Source organism: Ancylobacter lacus, from assembly GCF_018390635.1.
In the GTDB taxonomy this organism is placed as follows: domain Bacteria; phylum Pseudomonadota; class Alphaproteobacteria; order Rhizobiales; family Xanthobacteraceae; genus Ancylobacter; species Ancylobacter lacus.
Window position 1 is genome coordinate 1 of sequence record NZ_JAHBGE010000032.1, and the last position, 14853, is coordinate 14853.

General features: G+C 66.8%; 12 protein-coding genes. 2 read left to right on the top strand and 10 right to left on the bottom strand.

Features of this window, described 5'->3' with window-relative positions; genetic code table 11:
- Positions 1 to 746: 746 nt before the first annotated feature.
- Positions 747 to 1787: a glutamine synthetase beta-grasp domain-containing protein gene (locus KHC27_RS06210; RefSeq protein WP_213336355.1), complete on the bottom strand. Its 1041-nt coding sequence runs from the start codon at positions 1785 to 1787 to the stop codon at positions 747 to 749.
- Between the two features lie 523 nt (positions 1788 to 2310).
- Between KHC27_RS06210 and KHC27_RS06215 the strand changes: the two genes are divergently transcribed.
- The gene (locus KHC27_RS06215; protein WP_213336358.1) at positions 2311 to 2505 is read left to right on the top strand and encodes a DUF2735 domain-containing protein; all 195 of its coding nucleotides are present in this window, start codon (positions 2311 to 2313) and stop codon (positions 2503 to 2505) included.
- Between the two features lie 83 nt (positions 2506 to 2588).
- Here KHC27_RS06215 and KHC27_RS06220 read toward each other — a convergent pair whose 3' ends face one another.
- The 5 genes from KHC27_RS06220 to gnd all read right to left on the bottom strand — a co-directional run bounded on the left by KHC27_RS06220 (position 2589) and on the right by gnd (position 8323).
- On the bottom strand, positions 2589 to 3518 hold the full coding sequence (locus KHC27_RS06220; RefSeq protein ID WP_213336361.1) for a glutaminase: 930 nt from the start codon (positions 3516 to 3518) through the stop codon (positions 2589 to 2591).
- Between the two features lie 116 nt (positions 3519 to 3634).
- Positions 3635 to 4831 (bottom strand): acyl-CoA dehydrogenase family protein, encoded by a 1197-nt coding sequence (locus KHC27_RS06225; protein ID WP_213336365.1) that lies wholly within the window; start codon positions 4829 to 4831, stop codon positions 3635 to 3637.
- Between the two features lie 88 nt (positions 4832 to 4919).
- Entirely contained in the window at positions 4920 to 5774 is an 855-nt protein-coding gene (locus tag KHC27_RS06230; protein ID WP_213336368.1) for an HAD family hydrolase, read from the bottom strand.
- A complete protein-coding gene (zwf, locus tag KHC27_RS06235) occupies positions 5771 to 7336 on the bottom strand; it encodes a glucose-6-phosphate dehydrogenase (protein ID WP_213336371.1) in 1566 nt (521 codons plus the stop codon). Before zwf ends, KHC27_RS06230 begins: the two co-directional genes overlap by 4 nt.
- A 3-nt stretch (positions 7337 to 7339) precedes the next feature.
- Entirely contained in the window at positions 7340 to 8323 is a 984-nt protein-coding gene (gnd, locus tag KHC27_RS06240; RefSeq protein ID WP_213336374.1) for a phosphogluconate dehydrogenase (NAD(+)-dependent, decarboxylating), read from the bottom strand.
- A gap of 276 nt (positions 8324 to 8599) precedes the next feature.
- On the opposite strand from gnd, the gene KHC27_RS06245 reads away from it, so the two are divergent.
- Positions 8600 to 8803, top strand: a complete 204-nt coding sequence (locus KHC27_RS06245) for a hypothetical protein (protein WP_213336377.1) — start codon at positions 8600 to 8602, stop codon at positions 8801 to 8803.
- A 4-nt stretch (positions 8804 to 8807) separates the two neighbouring features.
- Here KHC27_RS06245 and KHC27_RS06250 read toward each other — a convergent pair whose 3' ends face one another.
- The 4 genes from KHC27_RS06250 to fdhF all read right to left on the bottom strand — a co-directional run bounded on the left by KHC27_RS06250 (position 8808) and on the right by fdhF (position 14843).
- Entirely contained in the window at positions 8808 to 10601 is a 1794-nt protein-coding gene (locus KHC27_RS06250) for a monovalent cation:proton antiporter-2 (CPA2) family protein (RefSeq protein WP_343210841.1), read from the bottom strand.
- A 285-nt stretch (positions 10602 to 10886) separates the two neighbouring features.
- On the bottom strand, positions 10887 to 11165 hold the full coding sequence (locus KHC27_RS06255) for a formate dehydrogenase subunit delta (RefSeq protein ID WP_213336383.1): 279 nt from the start codon (positions 11163 to 11165) through the stop codon (positions 10887 to 10889).
- Positions 11155 to 11976 (bottom strand): formate dehydrogenase accessory sulfurtransferase FdhD, encoded by an 822-nt coding sequence (gene fdhD, locus KHC27_RS06260; protein WP_213336386.1) that lies wholly within the window; start codon positions 11974 to 11976, stop codon positions 11155 to 11157. The genes KHC27_RS06255 and fdhD overlap by 11 nt, the downstream gene beginning before the upstream one ends.
- Positions 11977 to 11987: 11 nt before the next feature.
- Positions 11988 to 14843 carry a formate dehydrogenase subunit alpha gene (fdhF, locus tag KHC27_RS06265; protein ID WP_213336389.1) on the bottom strand — a complete coding sequence of 952 codons (2856 nt, stop codon included), beginning with the start codon at positions 14841 to 14843 and terminating at the stop codon, positions 11988 to 11990.
- Positions 14844 to 14853 lie beyond the last annotated feature (10 nt).

The following is a 14853-nucleotide window of genomic DNA, read 5'->3' on the forward strand; positions in this document are numbered from 1 at the left end:
TATAGGAGCACCCCCCCAGCCCTGTCAACTCCGCTCGCAACAGAAAAATGACGGGCACTTCCTTCGGTCCCATTCGGCGGCGAAGGAGCGTCCGATCCCGCTCCCATGACGGCCGCAGTCTCCGGTACTCCTCCCCCATGAAGATGCCGTTCGCCGGCCGGAACAGATCAGACGGGCATGCCGCGGCGAATCGTTGCTGCACAAAGGTTTCGCGGAACGGAATGGAGGCTTCAGCCTACCTCTGTGACCGCTCGCCAGATGTGGTCGAACCTCGTCGCCAGGCCCGCCATTCCGGAGCAGATGACGGCTAAGGGGGGGGGGGGCTGTGGATAAGTGCCGACAGGGCGTCGTCGGTACTGTGGTCCTGCCGACCGTTCGTTGGCGAACGCCCAGGCCGCGGCAAAACTTTTTTGCGGTCCTGACGGCGTCCGAAACGGCGCCGCTTCCCCCCAATGAGCGCCCATCGGGGGAGGAGCTGCCCACGCTCTCATGTCTGGGGCCGGACTGAAGCCCACTTGCGGCCGGCCGACCCGTCCATGTTTCCGCCCATTCGGCACGACAAAGGCGTTCCCCCGCCTTCAGTGCGCACCTCGGTGCGGGCGCCACGCCCACGGGCGCTGCTAGACGACAGCCGGGCCACCGACCTGAGGCGTAGGTTGCACAGCAATGGCTGCGAGGAGCCGAAACGAGAACGGCGCCGGTTTCCCGGCGCCGTTCGTGGCGAAAATCGCGTCTTGGCGGAAAAATCAGGCCGCCGCCGTGCTCGACGCTTCGGTCGGGACGGAAGCGATGGTCTTCAGGATGCGGGAAGCGATCTGGTAGGGGTCGCCCTGAGAGTTCGGACGGCGATCCTCAAGATAGCCCTTGTAGTCGTTGCGGATGAAGCTGTGCGGAACGCGAATCGAGGCGCCACGATCAGCCACGCCGTAGCTGAACTTGTTCCACGGGGCGGTCTCGTGCTTGCCGGTGAGGCGCAGGTGGTTGTCCGGGCCATAGACAGCGATGTGGGCTTCGAGGTTGTCGGAGAAAGCCTGCATCAGCTTCTCGAAATACTCCTTGCCGCCGACTTCGCGCAGGTAGGTGGTCGAGAAATTGGCGTGCATGCCCGAGCCGTTCCAGTCGGTATCGCCGAGCGGCTTGCAGTGGAACTCGATGTCCACGCCATACTTCTCGGTCAGCCGGAGCAGGAGATAGCGGGCCATCCACACTTCGTCGGCGGCCTTCTTGGAGCCCTTGCCGAAGATCTGGAATTCCCACTGGCCCTTCGCCACTTCGGCGTTGATGCCTTCGTGGTTGATGCCGGCCTCGAGGCACAGCTCGAGATGCTCTTCGACGATCTCGCGGGCGATGTCGCCGACATTCTTGAAGCCGACGCCGGTGTAGTAGGGGCCCTGCGGCGCGGGATAGCCGTGCTCGGGGAAGCCGAGCGGGCGGCCGTCCTTGTAGAAGAAATATTCCTGCTCGAAGCCGAACCAGGCGCCCTCATCGTCCAGGATGGTGGCGCGGGCATTGGTCGAGTGCGGGGTGACGCCGTCCGGCATCATCACTTCGCACATCACCAGGGCGCCATTCTTGCGGGCCGGATCGGGATAGACCGCGACGGGCTTCAGCACGCAATCCGAGCTGCGACCTTCGGCCTGCTGGGTCGAGCTGCCATCGAAACCCCACAGCGGGAGCTCTTCGAGCGAAGGGAAATGATCGAATTCCTTGATCTGCGTCTTGCCGCGCAGATTGGGGACCGGCGTGTAGCCGTCCAGCCAGATGTACTCGAGCTTGTACTTTGTCATTGCGGGTCTCTCATAGGCTCAAAGGCGAAGCGTGAGGATATCCTGCTGCGTTCCCCGAAGGGGCGCGACGTCGACCGCCAGAGGCTTCGTTCCTGCAAGCATCCTCCATGCCAACTCGGCGACGGCCACCCGCAACGATTGCAAGCGGCGGACGGAACGACCCGGGCGGCCATCCGTTGGGTCCTGACATCGGGCGTGCAAGCCCCATGCAAGGCCGAAAGCGCCGTCGCCGCACTCTCCCGCAGCACCCTGCTTTTCCAGTGAGGCAGAAACCGCCGGATTGTGCACGAATCCGCGCCATCTGAATGCACTGCTTGCGGGCAATGGCCGACTCCGTCGCCGCAATGGCTTGGCGGGCGGGCTCTCAGCCCGTGGCCGTGCCCTGCAAAGCGCCAATGGCCGTAGTGTTCGATATGTAGGCAGACACTGATTTTAAATCAGGCAATATGCTCATCATTGGAGCAAATCGTGCTATATAACGTTGACCGCTGACGCTTCGATGCGCAGCAAAAAGGAGATAGCCATGCCCACCCCCATCCAGCGCGAAAGCGCGACGATCCATCAGTTCCCACGTGGCGGCCGTGCCGGCCTGCGCGATCAGCGCGCCGGGACCGGCGCCATCTATCAGCCTGCCTCCCTGCGGGTGGCTGCCGCTCTCGACGGGAGCTGGTACCATGAGGAGGCGATCAAGGAAGCCGATCACACGCGCAAGAACTAGCGCGGTTCCGCTCCATGTTTGCGATCATTGATCAAATCTGAAGAGGGCCGCCTTGCAGGCGCGGCCCTCTTCCACACGGCGCCTCACGCGCCGAAGATCGACCAGCCCATCCGCCGGGTCAGCGCTTCGAGCGCGATGCGGCCGAGATGCGAATTGCCGGAGGCGTCCAGCCCCGGCGACCAGACCGCGATCGAGGCCTTGCCCGGCGCGATGGCGAGGATGCCTCCGCCCACGCCGCTCTTGCCCGGCAATCCCACGCGATAGGCAAACTCGCCGGAGCCGTCATAGTGGCCGCAGGTCAGCATCACCGCATTGATGCGGCGAGCCCGCTCGGGCTGCACCACCGATAGCCCCGTCACCGGATGCTTGCCGCGTTGCGCCAGGAACCGCCCCGCCATGGCGAGCTGCCGGCAGGACATGGCCAGCGCGCAGTGATGGAAGTAAACACCCAGAGTGTAATCCACCGGGTTCTCCAGCACGCCATACGACTTCATGTAGTTGGCCAGCGCCGCGTTGCGGAAGCCGGTGCGCTGCTCCGAGGCCGCCACCGCCTCGTCGATCGCTATCGCCGGGTCATCGGCCAGAAAACGCATGAAGCGGAGAATCTCGCCGAGCGCCTCACGCGGCTTGTGGCCGGAGAGGATCACGTCGGTCACCGCGATCGCGCCGGCATTGATGAAGGGATTGCGCGGAATCCCGTGCTCATATTCGAGCTGCACGATGGAATTGAAGGCGCTTCCCGAGGGTTCGCGCCCGACGCGGCTCCACAGCCGATCGCCCACCTTGCCGAGTGCCAGCGTAAGGGTGAACACCTTCGAGACGCTCTGGATCGAGAAGGGGACATCGCAGTCCCCTGCCGCAGCGACATGTCCTTCGGTGTCGATCACGGCAAGACCGAACTGATTCGGGTCGACTCCGGCAAGCTCCGGGATGTAGGTCGCGACCTCGCCCCGGTCGGGACGCTGGCGCATCTCCTCGGCGATCTCCTGAACCACCTCGACGATGTCCGGCACGCTCGGCTCCCTCGCTCGCGTCATCACACGCAAGGCGGATAACCTATGCGGCCGACGCGGTCACGCCGGCGGAATGTCTTTCCGCAAGATGCTTGCCAGACCGCCCCGAACGGCCGTCACTCCCGCACGCGGGACACTCGGCCGGAACGGGCCAAGGTGAGAGCCGCCGCCGCCGCGAGATTGGCCTCATCATCCTCCAGAGCCAACCAGGTCGCGAGGTCGCGCGCGATCCGCTCGGCCGTCTCGCTACCCGCCGACAGCCGCCCGATGCGGTGAGCGAGCGCGAGCGTTTCCGCGCCGGCCTTGTGGACGGCGCTGCGGGCAAGGCCGGCATAGGCATCGAACCGCGCGGTCTGGCGGGAATGGCGCGGGTGCCGGGCGAGATCGGCCGTCGCCTCGACCCAAAGGCGTGCCGTCTCCGCCGCCAGCAGAGCTTCGCCGAACCGCAGGGGAAGCCGGGCATCGTCAGCAACTCCGGCTCCCCGGCCCTGCTGCAGCTCGTCGAGCAAGCGAGCGATACCCCCGGCGGCAACGGCGGCAAACCGCCAGTCCACCGCCTGCCGCGCACGCGCGCATGCAGCCGGCCCGCCCATCAGGTCGCCGCACTCCACCGCAATGCCTTTGAGATCAAACCCACCCACGGCGCAGGCCCGCAGGCCCTGCGCCCGCCATCCATCAAGGTCAGCGCGGGAAGCCATGAACATGTCGAGCCGCGGCAGCACCATGACCGGCGCGCCCTCGGTGTCACGCGCCAGCACCAGAGGGCGCACGACGAAGCCGGCACCGGCGGCCCCAGCGACCCGGCCGACGAGACGCAGCCCATTGGCGTGGCGTTCCAGAGTCACTCCGTCTTCAAGCCCGTCCCACAGCGCAAAAAGGCGGCCCGCGCGGGCATCGGCGGCGGCCGCCTCGATCTGGCTGGGAGAGCCGTGTCGAACCAGCAGGCCGACGGCGGCGACGTGGCCGGCGTAGAGCCGCCCGAGCGGGAGGCTGGCATGACCGATGCGTCGGAGAATGTCGGCCAGTAGCGGCGCGGAGGTCGCCTCGACAAGGCCGAGTCCACCGACGGTGACCGGAAAGGGCGCCGCCAACAGGCCGACCGCCGCACATGCGGCCACGTCGTCGACGGGAAAGGCGCCGGGCCAGTCGAGGTCACCGGCACGGCGCGCGGCGCGTTCCAGCACAGGCGGCAAGGAGGGGAACAGCCTCTGCGCCGCATCGGTGTCGGGGGGCGATACCGAGAGAGGCAGAAGGCCAGCAGCGGTCGACGAATTCAACATGGTGCCCGCCGGAAACTGGAAAACACCGGTCAAATCCGGGATTATCCCATTGGTTCCCGAAGGGAAGCCGAAAGTGCCGCAACCACGTCTCCTAGCGTGGCGTGACGGGCTTCTGTGCCCGTCAGCGGCCCCTCACCCGCGGCAGAACGAATTTCTCGATCGCCTGGGCGACGCCATCCTCCGCGTTCGTGCCGGTGACGAAATGCGCCTGGGCCTTCACCGCATCCGTCGCGTTGCCCATGGCGATGGCGAGGCCCGCGATCTCGAACATCGGCAGGTCATTGGCCATGTCACCGATGACCGCCACCTCCTCCAGCGGCACGCCCCAGTGCTGGGCGAAGGCTCGCACGGCATGGCCCTTGTCCGTGCCGGGGTGCGTGACGTCGAGATAGTAATGCTGCGAGCGTCGGGCGGAGGCCGCATCGCCGAGAAGCGCCTGCAGGTCGATCTCGCACTGCGCCAGCATGTCGAAATCGCTGGAGGTGCCGACGATCTTCCCGGCACGGGCGATGTGATCGCCGAAATCCTCCACCACCGTCGCATCGAATGCGACGGTCCGGGTCTCGCGCGCGACATAGGGATTCGCCCCGTTCGTGACGAACCACTCATTGTCGGCGAACACCCAGATGTCCGCGCCGCGCCCTGCCATCATCTCGATGGCGGTGCGCGCCGCCTCCAGCGGGACGAAATGCTCCTCGATGGGGGTGAGATCGGCCTTCACGATCGAGGAGCCGTTAAACCCGCCGAGTATCTCCAGCTTCAGCGGCTCGATGAGGATCTTCATGCCGCGCGGCGGCCGGCTGGACACGGCGGCGAAAGGCACGCCGGCCGCACGCAGGCGCGCCACCGCCTCCACGGTGGCCGGAGCCACCTGCTTGTCCTTGTTCACCAGCGTGCCGTCGACGTCCGACACCATCAGCGAGATATGCGTGGCCGGGGCCACCGCCCGGCCGGATGCGGTCGAGAGCGCGTTCATGCGATATGCCCTTGTTCGAGCGGAAGCCACTGGAAGCCGTCCTGCGCCAGCAGCACCTCCGCCATGACCGGCCCGCTGGTGCCGGCGACATAGCCGTGGATGTCGAGCAGGCCGTCGGCGCTGGCCTGGAGAATCGGGTCGACCGCGGCCCAGCCGGCCTCGATGTTGTCGGCCCGCTGGAACAGCGTGGGGTCGCCGCTCAGGCAATCATAGATCAACGTCTCGTAGCCGGTGGAAGGCGCGGCCTTGAAGTAGTCGGCATAGCGGAAATCCATGTCCACTTCCGACAGCCGCACCCGCCGCCCCGGCACCTTCGCCGCGAAGCGGAGCGAAATGCCCTCGTCCGGCTGTACGTTGATCACCAGCACATTCGGCGCCAGCGCGCAGTCGGGCCGGTCGCGGAACAGCACACCCGGCGCCCGCTTGAAATGGATGGCGATCTCGGTGCGCCGCACCGCCAGCGACTTGCCGGTTCGGATGTAGAACGGAACGCCGTTCCAGCGCCAATTGTCGACGAAGCACTTCATCGCGACATAGGTTTCGGTCTGGCTGTTCGGCGCCACGTCCGGCTCGCGGCGATAGTCGCTGACGTGATTGCCCACCACGGTGCCCGCGCGGTACTGGCCGCGCACGACATAGGAAGGGGCGTCGCTCTTGCGGATGCGCCGCACCGCCTCGATCACCTTGGCCTTCTCGGTGCGCACCGCGTCGGCGTCGAAGGAGTTCGGCGGCTCCATCGCGGTCATGGCGAGGAGCTGGAACATGTGGTTGGGCACCATGTCCCGCAGCGCGCCGGTGGCGTCGTAGAAGCGGCCGCGCTTTTCCACGCCTACCGTCTCAGCCGCGGTGATCTGGACATGCTCGACATGATCGCGATTCCAGATCGGCTCGAAGATGCCGTTGCCGAACCGGAACGCCATGACGTTCTGGACCGTCTCCTTGCCGAGGAAATGATCGATCCGGTAGATCTGGCGCTCGGTTCCGACCGACAGAAGGTGAGCGTTCAGCGCGCGGGCCGATGCGATGTCGTTGCCGAACGGCTTCTCCACGACGATGCGGCGGAAGGCGTTCTCGCCCTCCTGCATAAGCCCGGCCGCGCCGAGCCGCGTGGCGATGGGGCCGAAGAATCGGGGCGCGACAGCGAAATAGAACACCGCATTGGCGTCGCCCTTGGACGCCATGCGTTCGGCGAGGCGCTGCCGGATGCGCTCATAGGTCTGCGGGTCCTCGAAGTCACCCGCGACATAGCCGATCCGCTCGGCGAGCCAGTTCCAGATCGGCTCCTTGATCTCGTGGCCGGCGGCCGCGAGGTCCTGGACGGAGGCCGTGAGGAAGGCGCGATAGTCCTCCTCGGAACGCTCGATGTGATCGACGCCAACGATGGAGAAATCGCTGTCCAGCACGCCCTCATGGGCGAGATTGTAGAGCGAGGGCATCAGCAGGCGCTTGGTGAGATCGCCACCGCCACCGAAGATGAACAGGGCCGAGGGCGGCGCCGGCGCCGCATCGGCCGGGATCACCGCCTGGCCGTAGCCGGCGGGCAATATGGCCTGATCGGTCATCGATCACTTCCCCTTCGACTGCTCGACATGGCCACCGAACTGGTAGCGCATGGCGGAGAGCAGCTTCTCGCCGAAGGTATGATCCTGACGGGAACGGAAGCGGGTGTAGAGCGCGGCGGAGAGCACCTCGGCCGAAACCGCCTCCTCGATGGCAGCCATGACGGTCCAGCGACCCTCGCCGGAATCGGCGACGGAACCGGAGAAATTCGAGAGATCCTCATTCTGCGCCAGCGCGATCGCGCACAGGTCGAGCAGCCAGGAGGAGACGACGCTGCCCCGGCGCCAGACCTCGGCGATGTCCGCCATATCCAGCGTGTAGCGCTCATTCTCCGGCAGGTCGGTCGAGTCCTTTTTCTTCAGGATCTCGAAGCCTTCGGCATAGGCCTGCATCATGCCGTATTCGATGCCGTTGTGGACCATCTTCACGAAATGGCCCGAGCCGGCCGGCCCGGTGTGGATGTAGCCGAGCTCGACGCGCGGATCGCGGGTCTCGCGCCCCGGCGTGCGGGGAATCTCGCCGATGCCGGGGGCGAGAGTGGCGAAGATCGGGTCGAGATGATCAACCGCGCCCTTCTCGCCGCCGATCATCATGCAGTAGCCGCGATCGAGGCCCCAGACGCCGCCGGAGGTGCCGACATCGACATAGACGATGCCCTTTTCGCGCAGCTCCGCCGCGCGGCGGATGTCGTCCTTGTAGAAGCTGTTGCCGCCGTCGATGATGATGTCGCCGGCCGACATCAGCCCGGCGAGCTCGCGGACCGTCGCTTCGGTCGGCTCGCCGGCGGGCAGCATCACCCACACCGCGCGGGGCGCCTCCAGTTTCGCCACGAGATCCGCCAGCCCGCTCGCACCGGTGTTGCCGTCGGCGGCGAGTTCCCGGACCGCGGCTTCGTTGCGATCCCAGACCACACAGCTATGACCGTTGCGGGTCAACCGCCGCGCGATATTGCCGCCCATGCGACCGAGTCCGACGATTCCGAGTTGCATCCGATCCTCCATTGACGGCCGACTCATCGGCCGGCCGGCAGCGTGACGCCACCGGCCCTAAAAAGCGACACCCAGCAATGACATGGCTCTGCGGCAGGCGGTTGACAGTACCGCACGCCGGTCGGCCGCGCGCAAGTCACGGCCGGCGTCCCGCCATATCCGCGTGGAACGGAAAATTTTCGCGCCGAAGCGCTTCCCGACTAGCCCCGGCGCGCAGAACCATTAACCTTTTGTTTGCGAATTCACCCGCCGCCACGTTTCGACAGGAGAATCAGCATGCCGCTCAACGCCCACGCCCGTCGTCCGCGCGCCCTGCTCACGGTGGCCGTTCTTGCGGCAGGTGTGCTTGCCATTCACCTTTTCGGGCATGCCCTGGGTGAGGTCGGGTCGGGCGCTCTGCTCGCGGCGACGCTGATGCTGGCGCGCGGCGTCTTCCTGCGGCTCGACCCCACCTGGCGCCACCGCCGACGCGAGGCCTGAGGCTTCAGCCCGAGAATTCCGTCTCGTGGCGGAGCACATCCTCCGCCTCGGGATTGAGCGGTTGTGCCGTCCGGGCGGGAGCGACCAGCGGCTCGGGCGCGGCCGGCTTGCGGATGCCGTAATCGATACCCTCCGCCTCCTGCCGCAGCAACCGCTCATAGTCACGCTCGCGAACATCGGCCACGACATCGCGGGCCGTCTCCGTATCGACGCCCGTGGCCCGCAGCGTCGCCTCCCCGAACCGCAGGGCGGATTCGAGCGTCTCGCGAATCTCGAAGTCGACGCCCTGGGCCCGCAGCGAAAGGCTGTGGGTGCGGTCATAGGAACGGGCGTAGATCTGCGGGGTCGGGATGTTGGCGCGCAGGATTTCGGTGATGCGGTCGGTGGTCTCCCGCCGGTCGACACAGACCGCGATCACCCGCATCCGCTCCGCCCCGGCGGCCCGCAGCACGTCGAGGCGGGTGCCGTCGCCATAGAAGATGCGGAAGCCGAAGCGGCCGGCGCTCTGGATCATCTCCACGTCGTTGTCGATGATGGTGACCTCGAGGCCCTGCGCCAGCAGGCATTGCGACACGATCTGTCCGAAGCGGCCGAAGCCGACCACCAGCACCGAACCGCGGGCTTCGGTGAAGTCGTCCTCGGCCCGCGCGTCCGGTGGCGGATCCAACCGGCGGGCCAGCCGCTCGCCAAGCAGCGCGATGGGCGGACCCAGCAGCATCGACATGGCCGCGCAGGCCGCCAGCAGGTCGGACTGGCGGGCATTGAGCAGGCCGAGGCCGAGCGCGAGGGGAAACAGCACGAAGGAGAACTCGCCGGCGGAGGTCAGCACCGTGGCCGAGCGGACGGCGTCGGCACGGGTGCCCTCCGAAAGGCGGAACACGGCCCAGACCGAAACGGCCTTGACGCCGGTCACCAGCAGCGTGCCGGCAACCAGAATCCAGGCGTTGGCGAGGACCACGTCGAGATTCATCGACATGCCCACGCCCATGAAGAACAGCGCCAGCAGCAGGCCGCGGAAGGCCTCGACATTGGCCTCCAGCTCGTGACGGAAGCTCGATTCCGAGAGGACCACACCGGCCAGGAACGCCCCGAGCGCCATCGACATGCCGACCGACGCCATCAGCGCGCCGGCCCCGAGCACGATCAGCAACGCGGCGGCGGTCATCGCTTCCCGTGCACCGCTGGCGGCCAGCACCCGGAACACCGGGTTGAGGAGGTAGCGGCCGGCGCCGACCACGGCACCAATGGCGAGCAGCACCAGCCCGACCTGCGACAACCCCTCCCACCAGCTCTGTTCCTCATGGGTGCCGGGTGCGATCAGCGGCATCAGCGCGATCAGCGGCACGACCGCCATGTCCTGAAACAGCAGCACGCCGAAGGCCCGCTGGCCGTAGGGCTGATTCAGGCCGTTCTTTTCTTCCAGCAGCTGAAGGGCGATCGACGTGGCGGAAAGGGCCAGCGCCAGCCCGGCGACGATCCCGGAGCGCCAGTCGAAGCCATAGCCGACATAATGGATCAAGGCGCCGATCGCGACGCCGCTGATGACCAGCTGCGCCGCGCCGATGCCGAAGATCGCGGTGCGCAAGGCGAACAGGCGGGAGGGTTGCAGCTCAAGGCCGATGATGAACAGAAGCAGCACCACGCCGATCTCGGCAACCGTCAGGATGCGGGCGGGATCGCTGAAGACCTGCAGGCCGGAAGGCCCGATCGCCACGCCGGCCAGAAGATAGCCGACGATCGGAGACAGCCCCAGCCGCCGGGCGAGCGGCACCGCGATGACCGCGGTCGCCAGAAACACCAAGGCTCCGATCAACAGGCCGTGCGCATCACCATGCATTCGCCTCGCTCCATCCGCAGCTCCCGCCGGGCTCGCCGCCGTCTTCTGACGGCGGCCTGCGCCGTCCTGTGTCGTCGCCGGCCATGGCGGAAGAATGGTGAGAAAACACCAAAACGCTCCGGCATTCACCCCACAGGAGACGCTCCGCGGATGAAGCCACCGACGAGGCGGCGGATCGAACAAACAGAACCGCCGCCGAGCGATCGGCGGCGGCGATTCGAACGGAACGGCCCGGGCCGGATGCCGTCAGTGGTGATGGGCGACCTCGTGCGCCACTGGGATATCGGCCCGGCCGACCGGCGAGAGGCTGCGGAACGCGTCCAGAACCTGGGGCTTCAGGCCTTCACCGCCGGTAGCGGCAATGTGGTCTTCCATCTTCGCCCGCATCCGCGGGTCCCAGAAGTTCTGGATGTGCTTGGCGATGCCCGGCACGACCGTCTCCTGCCGCTGCGAGGCGAAGAAGGCGCCGATCTGGTTCGCCATATAGACGAGGCGGCGCGTGGTTTCGTGCGGGTCATGCGACATGGGTGGTTCGATCCGTCTTGGTCACCCGATGGGGGTGCGTGAAAATCTCAAAGCCATCGTCGCGAGCGACCGCGACAAGGGTGATGCCGGCGGCCTCTGCCGTGCGAACGGCCAGGGCGGTCGGCGCCGAGACCGCGACCAGCACGGGTGAGCCGAGCATCGCGGTCTTCTGCACCATCTCGATCGAGACCCGGCTGGTCAGCAGCACGATCCCGTCCGACGCCGGGCGCGTGCTGCGGGCGATGTGGCCCGCCAGCTTGTCCAGCGCATTGTGCCGGCCGACATCCTCGCGGATGGCCACGAGCCCGGCGCCGGGTTCCCAGTAGCCGGCGGCATGCACCGCCCGCGTCTCGACGTTCAGTGCCTGGGCCGGCCTCAGCGAGGCGATCGCCGCGGCAATCTCGGCGGCGGTGAAGGTCCGGCCAACCGGGACCTGCCTCGCGGCCCGAACCGCGATCTCCAGGCTCTCGACCCCGCACAGGCCGCAGCCGGTCGGGCCAGCCAAACGTCGCCGGCGATCCGCCGCCTGGGCGGAACGCGTCCCATCCAGCCAGAGCCGCACCTCGATGCCGTCATCGAATTCGAGGGTCTCGAGCCCCTCGATTTCCGAGGGATCAGCGATGACGCCCTCGGTGAGGCTGAAGCCGACGCCGAAGTCTTCGAGATCCGCCGGCGTCGCCATCATGACGGCATAGGTCGAGCCGTTATGGACGATGGCGACCGGCGTCTCCTCCGGGATCGCGCGTTCTCCCGTCTGCACCGAATCGGCGGTGCAGACGAGGCGCGGAACACGGCGGACGGCGGGGATCATCGTGTCCCCGCTCACTCCGCCGCGGTCTGGATGCGGCGGCTCTCGCGGCTGAAGGCGTCGTATTCTTCCTGCCACTCCGACGGCCCGTTGGAGCGGGCGATCTGCACCGACGTAACCTTGAACTCGGGGCAGTTGGTCGCCCAGTCGGAGAAGTCGGTGGTGACGACATTCGCCTGGGTGTCGGGGTGGTGGAAGGTCGTGTAGACGACGCCCGGCGCCACGCGATCGGTGATCAGCGCGCGCAGGGTGGTGGCGCCGGCGCGGCTGTCGATCCGCACCCAATCGCCATCGCGCACGCCGCGCTGTTCGGCATCGTGCGGATGGATCTCGAGGCGGTCTTCCGGGTGCCAGGCCACGTTGGCGGTGCGTCGGGTCTGCGCACCGACGTTGTAATGGCTGAGGATACGGCCGGTGGTGAGCAGCAGCGGGAAGCGCGAACCGGTGCGTTCGTCGGTCGGGATATACTCGGTGACGACGAACTTGCCCTTGCCGCGCGCGAAGCCGTTGATGTGCATGATCGGCACACCTTCGGGGTTGGCGTCGTTGCACGGCCACTGCACCGAACCGAGCTCGTCCAGCCGCTTGAAGGACACGCCGGCGAAGGTCGGGGTCAACGCCGCGATCTCGTCCATGATCTGGGAGGGGTGGGTGTAGCTCCACTCCAGGCCCATCGCATTGGCGAGAAGCTGCGTCACTTCCCAGTCACCATAGACGTTCTTCGGCGCCATGACCTTGCGCACGAGCTGGATGCGGCGCTCGGCGTTGGTGAAGGTGCCGTCCTTCTCCAGGAAGGTGCAGCCCGGCAGGAAGACATGGGCGAAGCGCGCCGTCTCGTTCAGGAACAGGTCCTGCACGATGACGAGGTCCATCGCGGCGAGGCCCGCCGACACATGCTTGGTATCGGGATCGGACTGGAGGATGTCCTCGCCCTGAATGTAGATCGCCTTGAAGGTGCCGTCGACGGCGGCGTCCAGCATGTTCGGAATGCGCAGGCCCGGCTCCGGGTCGAGCGGCCGGCCCCACATCGCCTCGAAGGTGGCGCGGGTGGCGTCGTCTGAGATGTGGCGATAGCCCGGCAGCTCATGGGGGAAGGAGCCCATGTCGCACGAGCCCTGAACATTGTTCTGGCCCCGCAGCGGGTTCACGCCGACACCGCGGCGGCCGATATTGCCGGTCGCCATGGCGAGGTTGGCGATCGCCATCACCGTGGTGGAACCCTGCGAATGCTCGGTGACGCCGAGGCCGTAATAGATCGCCGCATTGCCGCCGGTCGCGTAGAGCCGGGCGGCGCCGCGGATGAGGTGGGCCGACACGCCCGAGAGCTTCTCGACCTCTTCCGGCGAATTGCGGGGGTCGGCGACAAACTCGGCCCAGTCCTGGAACTCTTCCCAGTCGCAGAACTGGCGGACATAGTCCTCGTTGACCAGCCCCTCGGTGACCACGACATGCGCCAGAGCGGTGACGATGGCGACATTGGTGCCGGGCTGCAGGGGCAGATGGTAATCGGCCTTGATGTGGGGCGAGCGGACGAGATCGATCCGGCGGGGATCGACCACGATCAGCTTGGCACCCTCGCGCAGCCGCTTCTTCATGCGCGAGCCGAACACCGGATGGCCATCGGTCGGGTTCGCGCCGATGACGAGGATGACGTCGGAATCCTCGACCGAGTCGAAGTCCTGCGTGCCAGCGGAGGTGCCGAACGCCTGGTTGAGGCCATAGCCGGTGGGCGAGTGGCAGACCCGGGCGCAGGTATCGACATTGTTGGTGCCGAAGCCGGCGCGGATCAGCTTCTGGACGAGATAGGCCTCTTCATTGGTGCAGCGCGAGGAGGTGATACCGCCAATGGCGCGGCGGCCATAGGTGTCGCGGATATGGGTGAGCTTCTGCGCGGTGTAGCTGATCGCCTCGTCCCACGACACTTCACGCCACGGGTCGGAAACCTTTTCGCGGATCATGGGCTTCAGGATGCGGTCCTGGTGCATCGCATAGCCCCAGGCGAAGCGGCCCTTGACGCAGGAATGGCCGCGATTTGCCTTGCCGTCCTTCCACGGCACCATGCGGACCACTTCCTGGCCGCGCATTTCCGCCTTGAAGGAACAGCCGACGCCGCAATAGGCGCAGGTGGTGACCACCGAATGCTCGGGCTGGCCGATCTGGATGAGCGCCTTCTCGGCCAGGGTCGCGGTCGGGCAGGCCTGCACGCAGGCGCCGCAGGAGACGCATTCGGAGGTGAGGAAGGCTTCGGACTGGCCCGGCGACACCCGGCTGGAGAAGCCGCGGCCGGCGATCGTCAGCGCGAAGGTGCCCTGCACCTCTTCGCAGGCGCGGACGCAGCGGTTGCAGACGATGCACTTCGCCGGATCATAGGTGAAATAGGGGTTGGACTCGTCCTTCGGCATGACGAGCTCGGAGGTGGGGGCGAAGTGGTTCGCACCCTCCATGCCGTAGCGCACCTCGCGCAGGCCGACCGCACCGGCCATGTCCTGCAGCTCGCAGTCGCCATTGGCGGCGCAGGTCAGGCAGTCCAGCGGGTGATCGGAGATGTAGAGCTCCATCACGCCCTTGCGGAGCTGCTTCAGCCGCTCGGTCTGGGTGTGCACCTTCATGCCCGGCCCGACCGGCGTGGTGCAGGAGGCCGGGGTGCCGGCACGCCCTTCGATCTCCACCAGGCAGAGCCGGCAGGAGCCGAAGGCGTCCAGCATGTCGGTGGCGCAGAGCTTGGGGATCTGGGTCCCCATCTCCATCGCCGCGCGCATGATGGACGTGCCCTCGGCGACCGTGAGCTCCACGCCGTCGATGGTGAGTGTCACCATCTTGTCGGTCTTGGGGGCGGGCGTACCGTAATCGATCTCATGAACGAGAGACATGATGCGTCCT

Coding starts and splice junctions, on each gene's coding strand:
- KHC27_RS06210 (WP_213336355.1), bottom strand. CDS start 1,787: ATGACAAAGTACAAGCTCGAGTACATCTGGCTGGACGGCTACACGCCG.
- KHC27_RS06215 (WP_213336358.1), top strand. CDS start 2,311: ATGCCCACCCCCATCCAGCGCGAAAGCGCGACGATCCATCAGTTCCCA.
- KHC27_RS06230 (WP_213336368.1), bottom strand. CDS start 5,774: ATGAACGCGCTCTCGACCGCATCCGGCCGGGCGGTGGCCCCGGCCACG.
- zwf (WP_213336371.1), bottom strand. CDS start 7,336: ATGACCGATCAGGCCATATTGCCCGCCGGCTACGGCCAGGCGGTGATC.
- gnd (WP_213336374.1), bottom strand. CDS start 8,323: ATGCAACTCGGAATCGTCGGACTCGGTCGCATGGGCGGCAATATCGCG.
- KHC27_RS06245 (WP_213336377.1), top strand. CDS start 8,600: ATGCCGCTCAACGCCCACGCCCGTCGTCCGCGCGCCCTGCTCACGGTG.
- KHC27_RS06255 (WP_213336383.1), bottom strand. CDS start 11,165: ATGTCGCATGACCCGCACGAAACCACGCGCCGCCTCGTCTATATGGCG.
- fdhD (WP_213336386.1), bottom strand. CDS start 11,976: ATGATCCCCGCCGTCCGCCGTGTTCCGCGCCTCGTCTGCACCGCCGAT.
- fdhF (WP_213336389.1), bottom strand. CDS start 14,843: ATGTCTCTCGTTCATGAGATCGATTACGGTACGCCCGCCCCCAAGACC.